We start from the raw sequence: 18,817 nt of genomic DNA, 5'->3' as shown, positions 1-18,817 counted from the left end.
TCAGTTCTCGGTGGTCAAACCGCTGAGAACCGCCGAACCAGTCTCGGCGGCGGTCAGATAGGGGCGGATGTCATGCGCCTTCGCCCCGTTCTGCACCAGGACATCGACGACAGAGCGCTCGAACAGCGGAGCCAGATTCTTTGTAAGGGCAACGACGTCGCCTTGGTCCGCGATGTTGGTCCAGCTCTCTATGGAGCTGGGCCAACATCCGACGCCGTCGCGTGGCGCTGGTGTGAGCCTGTCGAATATCAGGTGGCGAACGCCTAGTGGTGAGCCGAGCGTGATGAGCGCTTTGGCAGGTGTGTTTGCACTTGAGCTGAGTGCTTCGTAGGCGATGACTGAGCCAAGCGAGTGGCCGATTACCACTCTCGTTTCGGGTGCGATGGCCGCTTGGACGCGCTCGCGGATCTTTGCCCGCACGTTTGGGTCGCAGAAGTAAGCGCGTACTTGCTTCAGGCTTCCGACCATGGCGCGTTCGCCAAGGCCGGCGAAGAAACTCGTGCCACTGAGCACGGACAACGCTCGCTGAATCCATTGCGGGGTCCGGGCTCTGGTCGGATGCTGTGGTTGGCTGTCTTGCCACCACGCCAGCAACAGATCCGCCTCGAAAGTCTCGTCCACATCGGACCAGTCGTAGTCGGGCCAACCGATTGATCGGGATCCAGCTGGGCGGAAGAGGTCACCATAGAACGCTGCGGAGATGTCCTCGACCGCAAGCTCACCACCCGCGAAACGGACGCCGTCGCGCAGTGCAGGTGTGCATTCGGTCAGCATGGACTCGGGCCCTTTGTACTGCTGGCCGATGCCATGGACGAGCAGCACACGGCTCACCCCTGGGTCTCCTTCATCCAGTCCTGGATGTTCAGTGTCAGGACGCCCATTCCCGTTGCTACGCATACATCGCCGTCCGGAAACATGACGACATCATGTGGGGTCGTGTTGAGCTCTAATTGGGCAATTATGTGATTTGTGGTTTGGCACCAGAGGCGTATGGTGCCATCGCCGCTGCCGATAGCGAGGACGGGGTGGCCATGTAGTTCTCCGCCGCTGAGGCATTCTATCCATTTCTGTGCAGGTGGAATACTCGACTCGAGTAGTTGTCCGGTGACGGGATTCCATGCGCGCACGACACCATCACCATCGCCGGTGAAGGCGACAACCTCGCCGAGGCGTTGTCCCCAAGTGGCCACTACTTCGCCGTCATGGCCGGTGAGGGGTGGGTCCAACGCGGTGAGAGTGTCGAGGTTCCATAGTCGCGCCGTTGAGTCGACGCTTCCGGTAAGGGCGACCGGCGTTCCGTTCAGCTGGCCCACGACTATTGACCGGACCCGGCCGGTGTGGCCGGTCAATTCGGCAAGTAGTGATCGCGAAGCGAGATCCCACACTTGTATTTCTGGGCCTGCGGCGATAGTTAAGGTTGGTTTTTTGTTTCGATCGTAGATCGCCAGTGTTCGCTGAGTATCGTAAACGAATCTCATATTTTGTTTGTAGGCCCAGTGGAATCGCTCTCTGTATGTTGTGAGGTCCCAGATTCGGATGGTGCAGTCAAGTTGTCCTGCTGATACGGCGACGGGTCCATTCAGTTCTGTATATTCTACTCCTTCAAGAAAAACTTCATGACCATTTAGGGTTGGTCCGTTCAGTTTTCCGGAATTCAGGTCGTGCACTCTGACTGTTCCGTCGCGTCCCGCTGTGACAATTGTTTTGCGATCTCCGCTATGGGCGGGCGTAACGCAAAATGTATAGTTTTCGTGGCCGTGTAGCGCTTCGCCGACCTGTTGGAAATCTGTCAGCGACCACAGTCTGATTTGGCGTCCTACTGTGATCGCTGCGGTTCCTTGGGAGGTCGGCCCTGTCGCTAATGATAGCCCGCTTCTGTAGTCAAAGATGCTGGTGAGTGTCGGTCCGAGAGGGTGGCCGCTGTTGAGACTCCATGTTATGACATTTCCGTCTGTGCTTCCAGTTGTGGCGATTGGTTCGCCATTTAGTTCACCCAGGACGCCAACGGTGACGCTGTCGGTATGACCCGTCATGCGATTACCGATTGCTTGTCCGGCGAGCAGGTCCCACAGCAATAACGTGTTATCGCTTGCGACAAAGAGCGCTACAGCCTTTCTGTCGATGCAGCCCACGTCCAGTGCGCTCCATCGATCAGGATCTGGCTGCTGGATCTCCAGCGGTTCACGGGTTGAGAGGTTCCAAACTGTGGCAAGGCCCTGCTTCGCTGCAGCGATGACTAGTTGGTGATTCTCCACAATCTCCACTGCGAGCATGTCAACGTTTGCGTTGTGGCCGACCAGCGGCGGAGATATCAATGTTCCTGTAACTGGGTCCCAAAGGCGGACGGTGCCGTCTTTGCTTCCCGTCGCCAGGCGAACTGCGCCGTCACTGCGGTACAACGTGACGGCGCCGACTGGGCCGGTGTGCCCTACCAACTTTTGGCCAATCCGGCTTCTGGTGATTAGGTCCCAGACAAGAACCGTTGCGTCTTCATCTCCTGTGACTGCTGCGGGTCTGCCGTCTATCTCGCCCAGGGTTACAGCAGTCACTGCGGACCGGTGGCCAGACAAGGGGGGGCCGTCCTGCGACCCGCCGGCGTCGAGATCCCACAGCACGACAGTGGTATCGTTACCTCCAGTGGCGGCGAGGCAGCGGCCCTTGACCTTTCGCATTGCCACGCAATTCGTAAAGTCTGTATGGCCGCTAAGTGGCTGATCTGCTGTCAGGTCCCAGATCCGAGCGATCCGGTCTGTTCCACCTGTGATCGCTACAGGTCTGCGGTCGACAGATCCGACGAGGACGGAGTGCACCAGTCCGTCCTGTCCGGCCAACGGCTGACCCATTTGCTGTCGGGTCTGGAGATTCCACACCCGAGTGAATGTGCGGCCGGAGCTTACGGCGATGGGGACACCATCGACTTCGCCTGTGGCTACAGCGTGCACGCCGAATTCGTGAGCGACGAGGGGCGCTCCGACCTGCTGCCGAGACCTTAGGTCCCACAGGCCGAGCGTGCCGTCTCCGCTTCCGGTTACCACCAGAATCTGTCCGTTTACCTCTGCCAATGCCACAGCCGTGACGGCTTTTGTGTGTCCGATCAGTGATTGGCCTACTGGACGTTTTGTTTCCGCATCCCACAGCTGGACCTGGTGATCCTCGCCACCGGTCAGCGCCAGGATTCGTCCGTCCACCTCAGTCCACGCCACGGCTTTCACTGGCCTGCGGTGCCCAGTGAACGGCTCGCCGAGTTGAGTCCCGCTGGTGAGATCCCACACCCGCGCGGTGCCATCCAGACTGGTGCTGATTGCGAGTGTTTTGTTGCTGTTGCGGGGATTGCAGAGGACGATCGCGGTGATCTCGTTGGTGTGGCCTTCGAGGGGATTGTCTATTGGTCTGCCGGAGGACAGGTCCCACAGGCGGAGCTTGCTGTCGTCGCCGCCTGTGACCGCGATTGTGTAGTCGCCCATCTCGCCGACGGCCAATGCTGTGATTGATCGGCTTCCGTGGCGGATCGGTTCGCCGATTGGGCGTTGGGTTATCAGGTCCCAGATCCGTGCGGTTCCGTCGTCGCCGCCTGTCAGCACGATGGGCCTGCCGTCCATGTCGCCTGTTGCCAGGCCGCGGATCGCTTTTGTGTGGCCGATCAGTTGACGGTGGACTCCGGTTGGCGACCACCATGCCCATCTGGTGCGCCACGGCATCGTGATCTTCAGTGTGTCGATCCGATCCGCAAGATCCTTGGCACCGCATCGATGCGCGGAGAGCTGCAAATACGCAGCGCGGTCGCCCAGAGGCATACCCGCCACCAGCAGATGTGCGACCTGTTCGTAAGCACTGCGGGCTTGCCGACTATCCGCAGTTTTCACTTGAGGGAACGCGCGAAGTAGCGCTAGTTGTTCGGCGACAAGGAGGAAGCTCGGGTCGGCGACCAAGTTGTCCAGGCAACGGGCCGCAGCGGCGTGTGTTGAGAGATGGGCATGCAGATATCGATGTGCTGCCAGCCAGTCGAGGTCTCCAGTGGCGGTTCTGGGCACCGTTGCCAGAAGGGCTTCTACTATTCGGCGCTGGGCGAGTACTTGGCCTGGTCTGTAGGCGGCGCGTAGATGTTCGGCGAGGGCTTGGTGGTACAGGCGGTAGACCGAACGATCTTGGTCGGAGACCTCTGCGATGTACGCCGCCGCTTTGTCCAGCAACCAGTCTATGTCGTTCTCGCCGAATTGGCGTCCACCTAGGACAGAGGACATTCCGGTCCAGAGCGTGCCGCGGGGCAGGCCTTGGCCTTCGGCGAAGGCCAAGGGAGTGAGCATTGCGCGGACACGGTCTTCGTCCGGGCCGAACCAGGAGAGGTAGTCCTCGAATGCTTCGCCGATCTCGCTCGGGAGTTCGTCTTGCCACCCGGGCTTTTCTATGTCCATTGGGTGGGTGGCGGAACGCAATCCACGTGCGGTCATCCGGGCTACGAGGAAGACCCCCGCGGCGCGGCCGGCCACCGCCTCACCGACCTGGCGCGCCAGGTCTGGGCGGTTGCGGTACGGCGTGACGACTTCTGGTTCGTTGCTGGCCAACAGAACTTTGGTCACATAGCCCGCAATGTCCTTGCCACCGAGATATTTACGGTCGTCGAGGTCGAGTACCTGCATTGCCGTGCCGAGGCTGCTGACCAGCTCACGCCGGGTTCCCACGATCAGTCGTACACCAGGGACTTCGGACAATGGGCGCAACAGCTCTCGTGCGATTCGACGAGGTTCGCCCTTGCCGCCCGCATCGGCCACGGTGCCCGAGCCGGCCTCGTCCAAGGCGTCGATGACCACTACAACCGACCCGCGGGCCCGGGCGCGTTCGCTGATGTCGCGCAACAGCTGGCCTGGGCCGTCCACGTCCAGTCCGAGGTCGGTCGCGATCTGGTGAACGATCTCGGGTAGAAGTTTGTGCCGCGAGTGGACGGCGACATCCACCAGCTTCGCCGTGACGCCCGCCGCTGCCGGAGCAGGTTCGTGCAGGAGGTGCCTGCGGTACTCCGGGTCCGACATCGCGACGATTCGGCCGAGGACGGCCGATTTCCCGCATCCGGGACTTCCGGTGACGACCCGGCCTTTGCCGTCCTTGTTCGGTGCGGTCAACCAGCTCACCAGTTCACCGAGGATTTCGTCGCGGCCGTGGAAGTACAGACCAGGTTCGGAGTCGAATTCCACACCCCGGGACCGCGGACCGAAATGTTCGTGCAGATCTCTTTTGGACAGCAGGCGTTGAAGCTCGAGGTCGGTGTCCTCGGTGGGCAGATCGCTGCGGTATCGCTCGTTCTTCAGGAACGGGGCCAGCCCGGTGACCACGCCTGCCGCGATCTCCGCACGTTGACGTACCTGTTGTCGCTGGAAGCGCCGGTTCACCTCTTCGACCACGTCCAGCAGGTCGAGATAGCGCTGGCGCTGGCCGGTTCGTTCTTGCACCTCTGTCAAGGCCGGAATCAGGACATCGACAAACGTGCCATCGCCGGCCTCGTCTTTTGCTCGTGATGACGACAACAGCCATACCCCGCCCGGCCCATTGTCGTTGAACTGACGGGCGAGTGTGCGGAGCACGATCTGAGAGCCATCGGCCGCACCGGCTCCGCCGTAACAGGTGTCGAGGACTATCAGGAGATTTCTGAGCCCGGTGCGAGTAAGGATACGAACAAGGTCTTCAGTGGCCAGTGCTGTCGACGCCGGATCTTCCTCGTTGCTGTTCCAGCACATCAGGTAGTGCCGGTCCCGGTCGGCCACCATGCCGTGACCGGCGAAGTAGAAGACAACCACGTCGTCGGCGCCGAGTTTGGTGTCCTTCAACCATTCGCTCAGGGAAAGCCGCACGTGTTCGGATGTCCAGTAGTTGCCCATTCCTGGGAGGGCGTGCTCATAACCCGAGGCGCACAGCAACTGGGCCAGGCTTGCCGCATCGACAGAAGGTCTGACCAGACGGCCGTCCTCGGGCAGTTCGCGATATCTGTCGACTGCCATGCCGAGAAAGATGCGACGTCCTTCGGCATATTTGTTGGTCGTACCGCCGGCCATGCCCACCTCCAAGGCATCGCGTACCGACAGCAGTCAACACGACGGTGATCCGGGTGGCCAGTCAATCTCATCCGCATCGCCCGACTGGATCAGTAGATCTGTAGAAAGTTCGTAGCATTGCGAATGTGAGGGAGTTTTCAAGTGGTGAAGAAGTCGCGCAAGGCTTCGGCGACACGTTCCGGATCGCCGTCGTCGTCCGGACCTGAGTGGCCCAGTCCTGTGAACGTGATCCGTTGTGCGTGGGGGATCGTGGCGGCAAGTTCGTCCAATGTGACGCCGAGGAACGCCGGGCTCTTCGCGCCGCCGAGCAGCAGAACCCGCGAGCCGAGCGACGAGTAGTCCTGCGCTGTGTCCGCCATTTCCTGGACCAGTTGTATGTCGAAGTGAAACGTGGGGACGAGGGCCGAGATCGGCACGTCATCACTGGACCCGTTGCCCTGCAGGCGACTGCCGACCGCCATGAGCGGTACGAGTACGAACCGTGGGAGTCTGCCAAGCCAGGGCTCGATCTTCAGCCCTTTCAATGAAGTGACCAGTGCGGAGGCAATCCTTCCTCTGGCGATCTCGCGGTCGAAGCGCGGCACCCAGGCCAATGGCACCGAATCGTTGACCGACAGTGGGGGCTCGTACAGCGCGATCGCCTCCAAGCCGGCAAGGGCCGTGCGCAGTGTGACAAGCGCCCCCGAGCTGAGGCCGAAGACTCGCGATGCCCCGGTCGCGGCGATCAGTGCCTGAAGATCCTCAACCTCCCGCGTGATGCTGTAGTCACCGTGGGGTCCGCTCAGGCCGCGTCCACGCCGATCGGGCACGAAGACGGTGAAGTCGGCCGACAGTGCGACGGCGAGCTTCATGAGGTGCTGGGACGCCTGCATTCCTCCGTGTATGAGGAGTACCGCGGGGCCGCTGCCCAGCCAGCGATACCCGATGACCGTCCCGTCGGCGGAGTTGACCGAACCGACGTTCACAAGCTTCCCCCAATACCCGGGCACAGTGTTCGCATAAATTTGACCGTAGTTTACCGCGTACAGTGTTCGCAATAATGTGCGGAAGGGGTCTCATGGTTGACCAGCCGATCTGGTTGCGGCCGGAACGTGGCGCCCGGGGGCCGCGCCCGGCGCACAGTCGAGCCGACATCGCGGCCGCGGGTATCCGTATCGCCGACACCGAAGGCATCGAAGCCGTGTCCTTGCGCCGTGTCGCCAGCGAGATGGGGACCGGTACGACAACGCTGTACCGCTACATTGCCACGAAGGATGAGCTGTTCGACTTGATGATCGACAGCGCGATCGGTGAACGTGAGCCACCCGCACGGACCGGCGACTGGCAGGCGGACCTGCGGGCTATCGCGTACGAACATCGCGCCAGGGTGTTGCGGCATCCGTGGCTGGCCGCGCTGCCCGCGACCCGTCCGACGCTGGGGCCGAACAGTCTGGCGTGGCTGGACGCGGCATACGCGACGGTGGATGTGCTGGACTTGAGTGCCGACGAAGTCCTTGCGCAGGTTGGAACCTTGCTGACCTTCGTACGCGGACATGTCCTCGACGAGCTGGCTGAGAAGGAAACGGCCCGGCGGTCCGGAGTGGACATGAAGACTTGGCTTGCCGCGCAGGCGCAGTACGGCGATATGATCATCGGTGGCGGCAACTACCCCCACCTGAGCCGGATCATGATCGAAGCGGACGCACCCCATGCCGACGACCGCTACGAACTGGCCTTCCGTCGCGGCCTTGACCACATCCTCACCGGTCTCGCGCACAGCAGCCGATAGTCGTACCACGATCACCCCCTCCTGGTCACGTCGACAGAATTACCTATAGCCGTGGGAAACCCGTATGCCCTATGGTCGGAAACTCATCCACCGGTGGAGGGGCACGACGGGGAGGTGGCATGGATTCCTCGCGGGTGCTGTACGTGACAGGGTGGTGCCGCAGCGGGACGACTCTGATCGGCAACCTGCTGAATGAACTCGACGGCGTTGTGCACGTCGGAGAGCTGTACTACTTGTGGCGCAACGGTGTACTCCGTGACGGGACCAATTCCACGTGCGGCTGCGGGACACCTGTACTGCAGTGCCCGGTGTGGCGCGACGTACTCGAACAGGTGGGCGGCGTCGACCTGGTCGGCACGGCTCGCGCCTGGATGCGCGCCCAGCAACAGTTGGTACGTACCCGGCACACGATGGCCCGGCTCGCCGAGAGTTCGGGGCGAAAAACCGCACCGCCCGCGGTGCGGCAGCTGGGTGACCGAATGAATGGTTTGTACCAGGCGATCCGCGGTGCCACGGGTGCGCGGGTCGTTGTGGACAGTTCGAAATACCCCGCCGAGGCGGCGTTGCTCGCCGGGCGGCAGGAGACGAACATCCGGATTCTGCACGTGGTCCGGGACCCTCGGGCCACCGCGAACTCGTGGCTGCGGCCCAAACTTTACATTCCCGCGATGAGTCCGGCCCGCAGCACGTTGTACTGGACCGGGTTCAATGCCGCGTCGGAGCTGATCTGCCGGATGTTCCCGGAGATCTCGCTGCGGCTGACCTACGAGGATTTCGTCCGCGACCCACGCCGGGCGCTCCGCGCGATCCTGGGACTGCTCGATCTCGACGCCGAACCGCCGGTTGACGCGAATCGGATTGCGTCGCTCGGCATCAACCACACCGTTACCGGCAATCCTGACCGGTTGCAGCGTGGGGATGTCCAGGTACGGCCAGATGACCGATGGCCGGCTCAACTTCCCCGTCGGGCTGCCGTCACAGCCACTGCGCTGTCCCTGCCGCTGCTCACTCGCTACGGATATCCCGTCACTCCATCGAGTAAAGCTTCCGCTGTTCGTCAGGGGGTGTGATGGATCTCGGTCTCGCCGGCCGGGTCGCCTTGGTTGCCGCGGGTACGAGCGGGCTCGGCCTCGGCGCGGCATGCGCGCTCGCGTCCGAAGGTGCGCATGTCGCGTTGTGCGGACGTGACCCGGACCGGCTTGCCGCCGCGTCGCAGAAAGCCGACGCACTCGGCCCCGGCCGGGTGCTCGCCAGCACCGTGGACCTGCTTGACGAAGCGGCGGTCGCCGCATGGGTTAAGTCCACAGTGGAGGAATTAGGTGAGTTGCATGTGGTGGTCACCAACAGTGCGGGACCGCCGCCTGGTGTGGTGACCGGCTTCCGGCTGCCTGACTACCGGCAGGCGCTGGAGACGTCCTTGCTGCCGCACATCGGCCTCGCGCTGGAAACCCTGCCGCATCTGCGCGCGGCAGGCTGGGGGAGGCTGCTGATGATCACATCGGAGACCGTGCGGCAGCCCATTCCGCGTTACGGATTGTCCAATGTGGTCCGAGTCGGTCTTGTCGGGTTCGCCAAGTCGCTGGTTTATGAGCTCGGCGCGACCGGGATCACCGTCAACGTGCTCGCGCCCGGCTATCACCGCACCCCTGCGGTCGACCGGCAACTGGGCGACGAACCAGAACGGCAGCTGGCCGAGTTCACCGCCGAGATCCCACTGGGGCGGCTGGGGGAACCGGCTGATTTCGGTGCGGTGGCGGCGTTTCTGGCGAGCGAGCACGCGAGCTTCGTGACCGGCGAGGTCCTGCTGGTGGATGGCGGTGCTTACCGCGGCATCTGACCCCCGCTTGAATCGACAGGCATGGAGGTGCCCCTTGACCGACACTTCGCTACCTGACTCACTGTCTATTACAGACGCGACACTCGCCGCCGATGGCGGGCGTCCGGTTCGTACAGCCGAATGGCCGACATACGACAAGGGCGATGTCTTCATCTGCCCCGCCGACGAGCAAGCCGGGATCGACGCGATCAAACGAAGGCTGTACTTCCGTTACGACTATCGTGCGGTTTCTGATACCGAGACCGGCCGGTTCGAGTCCGCATTGTGCGACTATTTCGGTGTACCTCACGCACTCGGCTGTACCAGCGGCACCACGGCTATCGCGCTCGCTCTACTCGGGCTCGCCCTGCCGCCGCGATCCGTGGTGCTGTGTCCTGCGTTCACCTTCGCTGCCACGCCGTCGGCGATCCAGCTGGCAGGGCACCGGCCGGTCTTCGTGGAGTGCGACGAGAATCTGAATCTGGACATCGACGACCTGCGTGGCAAGCTGACCGACGAGGTCAAGGCTGTCGTCGTTGTGCACATGCGAGGTGTTGCCTCGGATGTGGACGCGGTGCGGGCGTTGACCGATCCGTTGGATATTCCCGTGATCGAGGATGCGGTTCCTGCCCTTGGTGCACGATTACGTGGCAGGCAACTGGGAACGATCGGCGTCGCGGGTGCGTTCTCCACTCAGTCCGACAAGTCGATCAATACTGGTGAGGGCGGCTTTCTGCTCACCGCTGACACCGAGTTGTTCGCTCGCGCAACCGTCTACAGTGGAGCTTATGAAGGCCGGATGCGGCGGCATTTCGAGCCTGCAGGCCTCCCGCCGATCGCAGTCAACGACCTGGACCACCCGATTTTCGGCTGGCGGATGGACGAGATCAGGGCGGCGATGGCCACGTCCATGCTGAACCGGCTGGACGAGCGGGTCGCGGCGCATCGGCGCAACTACACGGTGGTCGCGGAAGGCCTGGCCGGGGTGTCCAGGATCGCGGTGCGCCAACCGGTGGAGCCCGGCGCGTTGCTGGGGGAGTCGATGATGTTTCGCGTGCTCGATGTCCACGAGGGCACTGCGGCCAGGTTCGCGTGCGCGCTGCGGGCCGAAGGAATCTGCGCGCGCAATATCGGCGACGTCGACGACTGCAACGTACGCGCGTTCTGGAACTGGCGGTTCTGCTTCCCGGACGCCGCTCAGGCCAGGCGCAGCCTGCCGCGGACCGCCATGCTGCTGGAGCAAACGGTGGACATTCCGTTGTCCGCCAACCTGACCCTGGATGACTGCGCCGACCTGGTGGAAGCCGTCCGCAAGGTCGCAGCTGGGCTGGGGACAGGCCGATGACCGCCGAGCTCACCCGAACCGGATCCCCCGGGCAGGAGTTCGCGGCGGCAGTGTTCGCGGCGTTCGGCGAGGACGTGACGGTGTCGCTGCCGTGCGCGCTCCCGGCGACCTTCCCGTTTGCTGCGAACCGGCCTAGGTACACCGTGCGGCACCTGCTCAAGACCCGCGAAGTGACCGAACCGACCGGGTACCTGCGCGAGGAACACCGGGGATCGGATACCTCAGGCGCGTCCTACGGCGCCACACCGGAGGCACGGTTCAGCACGTCGATCTCGACCGCGGCGATCACCACTCTCACTGCGTCGCTCTCGGTCCCGCGCGGCATCACGGCGAACGAGCAGACGCTGGCGAACGTGGTGGATCACCGCTTGATCGTCCGGCTGTGCACTGTGGAGAACGACGCCCTGCTCAACGGCACTGAGGACGGTGTGATCCCGGGTATTCGCACACTGGCGGGGAGCCGCCAGGCAAAGCCGTCCACCGATCTTGGCAGGGTGATCACGCAGACCGCCGCGCTGGTCGAGGAGACGGGCGGATCCTGCGACGGAGTCATCGGGCATCCACGGCTGTACTGGGAGCTGGTCCGCAACGGGTTGCTCGGCAGGCTCGCAGAGGCGGGCGTCCGGGTTTCGCGAACCAGGATGCTCCCACCCGACGAGCTGATCCTCGCCGATTTCCGTGCCGCTTTCACGCTTCTGGACACGCTTGATTCCACAATGGAAATTCGGCGCGGCGCTGGAGCCGACGGGCAGGACCTGCTGATCGCATCGGTCCGGATCGGCCTCGCAGTGCACCTGCCGCAGCACGTGCTGCTGGGCACCATCTCGTGGTGAGTCCCCGGGCCGCACCGGTGTTCCGGCTCTGGCTTGCCGTGCTGCTGGGCAATCTCGCCTTCGGCGGGAGCCTGCAAGCCTTGCCCGAGCTAGTGGTGCAACGTCTCCACAGTGGACCAGTCCTGCTCGGCTTCGCTGTAGGCCTCGCCTTCGCGGCCACGGCGCTGTCGCGTCCGGTGGCGGGCTACATCGCCGATTGCGGCTATTCCCGTCGTGTGGTTCTGGCCGGCTCCCTGCTTACCGCGATCGGTGGGATCGGCCAACTGCTGGCCTCGAACGCGGCGATACTTCTGGCCGCCCGAGTCCTGATGGGTGTGGGTGACGCGGCTCTGTTCTCTGGCGCGCTGCCCTGGGTCCTGGCGGGCACGCCGGAGGAACGACGTGGCCGCGTGGCCAGCTGGTTCGGCCTGTCGATGTGGTCCGGGCTCGCTCTGGGCCCGGTCCTGGCCACCTTGCTGCAGCACTGGACAGGCGACGACAACGCTGTCTGGGTATTGGTGATCGCGCTTGGTGCAGCAGCAGCGGTTCCGGTCCTCACCACAGCGCGGCCGCCTGCCCCAAGCCAGGAAAGACCCCGATGGCGCGAGATCATCCCGCGCGGTGCGGCTAGGCCTGGCCTTGTGCTCTGGCTCGCCAGTTACGGCTACGGCACCGTCAGCGCGTTCGCAGTGCTTTTCCTGCAAGAGAATCACGGCAGCGGTGAGACAGTGCCGCTGACTGTGTTCGCAGCCGGATACGTGCTCACGCGGGTTGCCGGCGGGGGATTGATCGACCGGTTCGGTGGAGAGTTGGTGGCGGGCGTCAGCTTGCTGGTCGAGCTCAGTGGGCTTGCGGTGGTGGCTGTATCGGCGAGTCCGCTGGTCACCCTCGTTGGGCTGGCGCTTGCCGGAATCGGTACCGCGCTGGTCTATCCGAGCACTGTGATCATCACGCTCAAGCGGGGCGGGTTGATGCGAGCCGGGGCGTCGGTCGGTGCCCTGACGTCCTGTTGGGATCTGGGCGTCATGGCCGCCGGGCCGTTGGGCGGGATCTTTGTCGCGGCCTTCGGTTACCCGGTCGCGTTCGCCGTCGCCGCGGGGTCCGCCGGGGCGTCCGCGCTGGTGGTCCGCTGGATGATCACGCGCAGGGCGGTCACCGCAGGCTGAGCTGCAACTGGGTGATCAGGCGCTGTTTGGGGTCGTCGAGGTCGATTCCGGCTGTCTCGGCGGCTTTGCGGACCCGGTATCGGAGGGTGTTCGGATGGATGTGCAGCCGGTCGGCGGCCGCGCGGACGTCTCCCAGGGCTTCGAGGTAGGCCAGGACTGAGGGGACCAGGATGCCCTTGGTGTCCTCGGCTGTCAGGTGGTCGAGTCTGGGGTCGCGGATTTCGGGGTGCTCGGCCAGCAACGCGAGCAGTTCGGCGACCATGACCTCGGCGCGGACGTCGTTGATCGACGCGACCGGGGCGTCGAGTTCAGCGTCGAGAACGCGGTCGGCCTCACGCCGGGCGGAGGCTGTGCGGCTCAGATCGGGGGCCAGTCCGACCGCTGCCCGGACCGCTATTCCTGCGTGCTTTCGGGCTGCGGCAACAATTTCCTTGGTCAGGGTGAGCATTCCGTCGGTGCCGTGCAGGTCGGGCAGGAGGGCATAGATACGGGCGCCGAGAGTGGTCACCAGTGCCGCGCGGCGGTATGAGGCTGTGTGGACGGCGATCAGGTTTGTGAGTTCCGCGCGGCGGAGCTCCAAAGTGGACCGGTCGGCGTCGTCGGTCAGGGCGAAGGCGACGACTCCGGCCGGGCGTTTCGGGTCTGTACCAATGTTCGCGGCGACGGCGGCCGCGGTTGTGTGACCGTCGAGCAGGCCTTCGAGGAGGCTCTCGCGCAGGCGCAAAGGGGCGGCTGGATTGTTGCGGCTGCGCACCAGATGCAGGGCTGTCACGCGGGCGGCGCCGAGGAGAGCGCGTTCGGCTTGTGTGGTGAGCGGTGTGGCGCCTTCCTGGACCCAGATGGCGCCGAGGGACTGGTCGCCAGCGTGGATACCCACCGCAATGCGTCGGCGGATGCCCAGTTCGGGACGTTCCTCGATGCGTTCGACCTGTTCGCTCTCGCGTAGCCGCTGGTAGACGCCCCATTCGCGCAGCAAAGCCAGGTATTGCTCGGGGCCTTGGCGGCCCAGGATCGACAAGCGGCGTAGCTCGTCGACCTCGTCGGATGAGCGCGAGTATGCGAGCACGCGGCTCGCGCTGTCCTCAATGCTGACCAAACCGCCGGTCAATGCGGCGATAGTCTGCGCTAGGGAGAACAGGTCACTGACAGTCTCATCGTCAGCGTCAACTCCGGCGAGAATGCTAGCGCGCGCCAACGACTCGACCTGCTCCCAACGAGCGTCGGGACGAACCGCGAGCAGTGCGACGCCGATGTCGGTCGCGGTCTGTTGCAGAGCATCGTCACGGCCCTTGACGGCGACGGCCAGGGCGCCACGGCGTGCGGCCGCGCGGACGGTCGGGATGGCGGCACGGCCGCGGAGGCCGATGACCAGTACGACGTCGCCTCGGCGGACGTCGGGGTCGTCTTCGGGGTCGAGGATGACCACGTCGCGAACCACGTCGTCCAGCCCGCGAGGGGCCGTGAGCACCTCGACCAGGGGATCTCCGAGCGCCTGCAGGACCTGGCGCAACGTTTTGTCCGATCGGCTGACCATGATGGTCCGATTTTAGCCAACTGGACAAAATCTGCAGGTCAAAGCGGTCCTACCGTTAGTCCATGGATGCAGTGACTCGAGTTCCCGCCCCGGTCAACGAGCCGGTCTTCGACTACGCGCCCGGCACCGCCCCCAGGACTGCCCTGGAAGCCGAAATCGCAGCTCAGGCTAAGGAAACCGTCGAGTTCACCCTCACCATCGACGGCGAGCAGCGGATGGCGGGCGGCGAGCGCATCGACGTTGTGCAGCCTCACAACCATCACCACGTCCTGGGCACGCTCGCCAACGCGACCCACGACGACGCCAAAGCCGCGGTCGCCGCCGCCAAGCGCGCCGCCGCTGACTGGCGCTCGCTGTCCTTCGACTCCCGCGCCGCGATCTTCCTGCGTGCCGCCGACCTGCTGACCGGCCCGTGGCGGGCCCGGCTCAACGCCGCGACCATGCTCGGCCAGTCCAAGACCGCCATCCAGGCCGAGATCGACGCCGCCTGCGAGCTGGCCGACTTCTGGCGCTTCAACGTGCACTTCGCCCGCCAGATCCTGGCCGAGCAGCCGATCAGCTCGCCGGGCATCTGGAACCGCACCGACCATCGGCCGCTTGAGGGCTTCGTCTACGCCATCACGCCGTTCAACTTCACAGCCATCGCGGCGAACCTGCCGACCGCGCCCGCGTTGATGGGCAATACCGTCGTGTGGAAGCCGTCGCCCACGCAGTCGCTGTCCGCACACCTGACCATGCGCTTGCTCGAAGAGGCCGGCCTGCCCGCCGGGGTGATCAACCTGGTCACCGGCGACGGCCTCGCGGTCTCCGACGTCGCGCTGACCGACCCTGACCTGGCCGGCATCCACTTCACCGGGTCCACCAAGACGTTCCAGCACCTGTGGGGCCAGGTAGGCGCCAACATCGCCGGCTACCGCTCATACCCGCGGATCGTGGGGGAGACCGGCGGCAAGGACTTCGTGCTCGCGCACCCGTCGGCCGACATCGACGTGCTGCGGACCGCGTTGGTGCGCGGTGCTTTCGAGTACCAGGGCCAGAAATGCTCGGCGGCTTCACGTGCGTACGTCCCGGCTTCATTGTGGAAGCGTCTCTCCGGCGACTTCCTGTCCGAGGTGGACAGTCTGACTGTCGGTGATGTCACGGACTTCGGCAACTTCATGGGTGCAGTGATCGACCGCCGCTCGTTCACCAAGCTCTCCGGCGTTCTGGACCGGGCTGCTGCCGACCCGGCTCTGACTGTGGCCGCCGGCGGAACCGCTGACGACAGCGAGGGATTCTTCGTCCGGCCGACGGTCCTGCTGGGCACCGACCCGTCACACGAGGTCTTCACGACCGAGTACTTTGGACCCGTCCTGGCTGTGCATGTCTTTGAGGACAACAAGTTCTCCGACGTGCTGACTCAGATGGAGAGCGCCGCGCCGTACGGCCTGACCGGTGCCGTGATCGCCAACGACCGCGCCGCGATCGAGCGGGCGACCGAGGATCTGCGGTTCGCCGCGGGCAACTTCTACGTCAACGACAAGCCGACCGGCGCCGTGGTCGGCCAGCAGCCGTTCGGCGGCGGCCGGGCCTCAGGCACCAACGACAAGGCCGGTTCGCCGTTGAACCTGCTGCGCTGGGTCAGCCCGCGCTCCATCAAGGAGACCTTCGTCCCGCCGACCGTGTCCCGTCACCCACACCAGGGGTAATCATGTTGCGTACCAGCCTGCTCGCCGCGGCGCGCTCGCCGTGGGCCCGGAATGTCGTCGAGCGCAATCCGCTCTCACAGCCCGTTGTCAACCGGTTCGTCGCCGGGGCACTGACGCCGGACGCGGTCTCCGCGACGCGCTCGTTGGTGGAGTCGGGCCGTGCGGTGACTATCGACTACCTCGGTGAGGACACCACCGAGGTCGCCGATGCCAAGCACACGGTCGAGGCTTACTCGTCGCTCCTGTCGGCGTTGTCCGAGCAAGGGCTGGCAGCTGGTGCGGACGTGTCGGTCAAGCTGTCCGCGGTCGGCCAGGCGTTGCCGGGTGACGGTCACAAGATCGCCCTGGACAACGCCCGGCTGATCGCCGAGGCCGCGTCGGCTGTGGGCGCGACACTCACGCTGGACATGGAGGACCACACCACCACGGACTCGACCCTGGAGATCCTGTCGGAACTGCGCGTCGACTTCCCTTGGGTGGGCGCGGTTCTGCAGGCGTACCTGTACCGGACCGAGGCGGATGCCCGGGACCTGGCGAGCGCCGGGTCCCGGGTCAGGCTTTGCAAGGGTGCCTATCGTGAGCCTGATTCTGTTGCGTACCAGGACAAATCGGAAGTGGACCGGAATTACGTCCGGGTGCTGAGGATTCTGATGCAAGGCGACGGGTACCCGATGGTCGCGTCGCACGATCCCAGGATCATCGCGATCGCCGGTGAGCTGGGCGCGGGGCGTGATTTCGAATACCAGATGCTCTACGGGATCAGGCCTGGCGAGCAGGAAACGATCGCCCGGCGCGGAGACAAGATGCGGGTGTATGTGCCGTATGGAGTGCAGTGGTACGGGTACTTCATGCGCCGTTTGGCCGAACGCCCTGCCAACCTGGCGTTCTTCCTGCGTGCGCTGGCGACTCGGGGGTAGGTTGCTGCAAGTCGTGTATTAAGGAGCCTTGATTTGGGACACCATCACTCTGCCGAGCTGCCCCGCTCCATGGATGTGACCGTTCCCGACGAGGAACTGAACCACGACGAGTTGTCCCGGCGTTCAGTGTTACGCCGGGCCGGCCTGCTCGGTGCGGCGGTCGGCAGTGTCCTCTCGAGCCCGGCCGCTGCCGCGCCCGTCCCTCGCGGTGGTTTCCGATGGCTGGCCGGCGACCACCACGTGCACACGCATTACAGCGAGGACGGAAAGTACCGCGTCATCGACCATGTGCGCCACGGCAATGCCTACGGCCTGGGCTGGCTCGTCATCACCGACCACGGCGGTGCGACACACGCCAGAATCGGCGTGGAGAAAGTAAACCCGGACATCAAAACCGCCCGTTCCGCCTTCGGCTCCACATTGGTGTTCCAAGGACTGGAATGGAACATACCCGGGGCTGAACACGGAACTGTGTTCGTCCACCCGGGCAGCAATGAGGTCTCGCTGCTCAAGCAGTTCGAGAGCACATATGAAGGCCGTCTCACCGAAGCGAACCCCAACAAGGAAGCGCTGGCCATAGCCGGCATCAACTTCATGGCTGACGCGGTCCGGAACAAGCGCGTCGAGGACGCCCTGATGCTGGCGAACCACCCGGCGCGCAAAGGACTGGACTCCCCACACGAGTTGCGCAACTGGCGTGACACCTCCCGAATCTTCGTCGGAATGGAAGGCGCGCCGGGCCACCAAGCCGCTGGCATTCCCGCCCCACACGGCGGTGGACGCGCCCGCGGCTACTACGACGGCTCCCACGGTCCGGACGCATTCCCAGGCTATCCAGCCGAAAGCTACTTCACCTACGGCGGATTCGACTGGATGACATCCACGGTGGGCGGCGTCTGGGACAGCCTGCTGGCCGAGGGAAAACCCTGGTGGATAACCGCGAACTCAGACTCGCACAGTGTCTACGCGGACAACTCGGTGCGCGGCCCCGGCGGTGACTTCGCTGCCAACGGACGTCATCCCGACCCGGTCTACAACGCCGCCCTCGCCATTGGTGAGGCAGACTTCTGGCCCGGGTGCTACAGCCGGACTCACGTTGGCGCCACCGACTTTTCCTACCGCGCCGTAATGGACGGAATCCGCGCCGGGCGAGTATGGGTCGATCACGGCGGCCTGATCAGCGGACTCGACATCAGGCTGCGCATGGTGGGAAACCGGCTAACCAGCGCCACTTTGGGCGGCTCCCTGCACGCCCGCCGGGGAACTCCCATCGAACTCGTGATCTCCATCGACCTGGCCAACGGCCCAAACTGGGCGCAGTTCGTTCCAATCCTGTCCCGAGTGGACGTCATTCAGGGCGACGTCACCGGCCCCGTAACCGACCGCGACACAATGACCGCGCCGTACACCAAGGTCGTGAAGTCTTTCGACGTCAACAAGTCCACCGGCACCGTGACTTTCACCTACTCACTGGGGCGCCTCGACCGGCCAGTCTATGTCCGGCTCCGCGGCACCGACGGCAACCGATCCGCCCCCGGCTACCTCGGCGCAGCCGTGGACCCCGCCGGCCCCGCAATCGACGTCGTGGGAAACGCGGACCCATGGAAGGACCTCTGGTTCTACACCAACCCAATCTGGGCCCTGCCTTACTGAGTGCGGCCTCGGCCCACGAGATCCAGCGTAGTGAGGGGTACCGACAGAAACTACGCGACGGGGAGCTTGCTGTG

The 18,817-nt window shown here is 64.4% G+C and carries 13 protein-coding genes; 9 read left to right on the top strand and 4 right to left on the bottom strand.

Annotation, left to right across the window (positions count from 1 at the left end; translation table 11 throughout):
* From JOF56_RS51160 to JOF56_RS51150, 3 genes are all read right to left on the bottom strand, one after another.
* Positions 1–831: a hypothetical protein gene (locus JOF56_RS51160; protein WP_209646690.1), complete on the bottom strand. Its 831-nt coding sequence runs from the start codon at positions 829–831 to the stop codon at positions 1–3.
* On the bottom strand, positions 828–6,044 hold the full coding sequence (locus JOF56_RS51155) for a caspase family protein (RefSeq protein ID WP_209646689.1): 5,217 nt from the start codon (positions 6,042–6,044) through the stop codon (positions 828–830). Before JOF56_RS51155 ends, JOF56_RS51160 begins: the two co-directional genes overlap by 4 nt.
* Before the next feature lie 137 nt (positions 6,045–6,181).
* Positions 6,182–7,009 (bottom strand): alpha/beta fold hydrolase, encoded by an 828-nt coding sequence (locus tag JOF56_RS51150; protein ID WP_209646688.1) that lies wholly within the window; start codon positions 7,007–7,009, stop codon positions 6,182–6,184.
* Positions 7,010–7,101: 92 nt separating this feature from the next.
* Between JOF56_RS51150 and JOF56_RS51145 the strand changes: the two genes are divergently transcribed.
* The 6 genes from JOF56_RS51145 to JOF56_RS51120 all read left to right on the top strand — a co-directional run bounded on the left by JOF56_RS51145 (position 7,102) and on the right by JOF56_RS51120 (position 12,951).
* Positions 7,102–7,812 carry a TetR/AcrR family transcriptional regulator gene (locus JOF56_RS51145; protein WP_209646687.1) on the top strand — a complete coding sequence of 237 codons (711 nt, stop codon included), beginning with the start codon at positions 7,102–7,104 and terminating at the stop codon, positions 7,810–7,812.
* Positions 7,813–7,931: 119 nt separating this feature from the next.
* Positions 7,932–8,882, top strand: a complete 951-nt coding sequence (locus JOF56_RS51140) for a sulfotransferase (RefSeq protein WP_209646686.1) — start codon at positions 7,932–7,934, stop codon at positions 8,880–8,882.
* Positions 8,882–9,649, top strand: a complete 768-nt coding sequence (locus JOF56_RS51135) for an SDR family oxidoreductase (RefSeq protein ID WP_209646685.1) — start codon at positions 8,882–8,884, stop codon at positions 9,647–9,649. Before JOF56_RS51140 ends, JOF56_RS51135 begins: the two co-directional genes overlap by 1 nt.
* A gap of 34 nt (positions 9,650–9,683) precedes the next feature.
* Positions 9,684–10,973, top strand: a complete 1,290-nt coding sequence (locus JOF56_RS51130; protein ID WP_209646684.1) for a DegT/DnrJ/EryC1/StrS family aminotransferase — start codon at positions 9,684–9,686, stop codon at positions 10,971–10,973.
* Positions 10,970–11,806: a family 3 encapsulin nanocompartment shell protein gene (locus JOF56_RS51125; RefSeq protein ID WP_209646683.1), complete on the top strand. Its 837-nt coding sequence runs from the start codon at positions 10,970–10,972 to the stop codon at positions 11,804–11,806. Before JOF56_RS51130 ends, JOF56_RS51125 begins: the two co-directional genes overlap by 4 nt.
* On the top strand, positions 11,803–12,951 hold the full coding sequence (locus JOF56_RS51120) for an MFS transporter (protein WP_209646682.1): 1,149 nt from the start codon (positions 11,803–11,805) through the stop codon (positions 12,949–12,951). The genes JOF56_RS51125 and JOF56_RS51120 overlap by 4 nt, the downstream gene beginning before the upstream one ends.
* On the opposite strand, the gene JOF56_RS51115 is transcribed toward JOF56_RS51120, so the two are convergent.
* Positions 12,938–14,485: a PucR family transcriptional regulator gene (locus tag JOF56_RS51115; RefSeq protein ID WP_209646681.1), complete on the bottom strand. Its 1,548-nt coding sequence runs from the start codon at positions 14,483–14,485 to the stop codon at positions 12,938–12,940. The two genes, JOF56_RS51120 and JOF56_RS51115, sit on opposite strands and share 14 nt — an antisense overlap.
* Positions 14,486–14,547: 62 nt before the next feature.
* On the opposite strand from JOF56_RS51115, the gene pruA reads away from it, so the two are divergent.
* The 3 genes from pruA to JOF56_RS51100 all read left to right on the top strand — a co-directional run bounded on the left by pruA (position 14,548) and on the right by JOF56_RS51100 (position 18,743).
* Positions 14,548–16,173 (top strand): L-glutamate gamma-semialdehyde dehydrogenase, encoded by a 1,626-nt coding sequence (pruA, locus tag JOF56_RS51110; RefSeq protein ID WP_209646680.1) that lies wholly within the window; start codon positions 14,548–14,550, stop codon positions 16,171–16,173.
* 2 nt (positions 16,174–16,175) lie between these two features.
* Positions 16,176–17,090: a proline dehydrogenase family protein gene (locus JOF56_RS51105; RefSeq protein WP_209646679.1), complete on the top strand. Its 915-nt coding sequence runs from the start codon at positions 16,176–16,178 to the stop codon at positions 17,088–17,090.
* 69 nt (positions 17,091–17,159) lie between these two features.
* Positions 17,160–18,743, top strand: a complete 1,584-nt coding sequence (locus JOF56_RS51100; RefSeq protein ID WP_209646678.1) for a CehA/McbA family metallohydrolase domain-containing protein — start codon at positions 17,160–17,162, stop codon at positions 18,741–18,743.
* Positions 18,744–18,817 lie beyond the last annotated feature (74 nt).

The sequence above is a fragment of the Kibdelosporangium banguiense genome, from assembly GCF_017876405.1.
Lineage (GTDB): Bacteria > Actinomycetota > Actinomycetes > Mycobacteriales > Pseudonocardiaceae > Kibdelosporangium > Kibdelosporangium banguiense.
The sequence above is the reverse complement of the archived record's forward strand: the minus strand, read 5'-3'. Positions and strand labels throughout refer to the sequence as shown.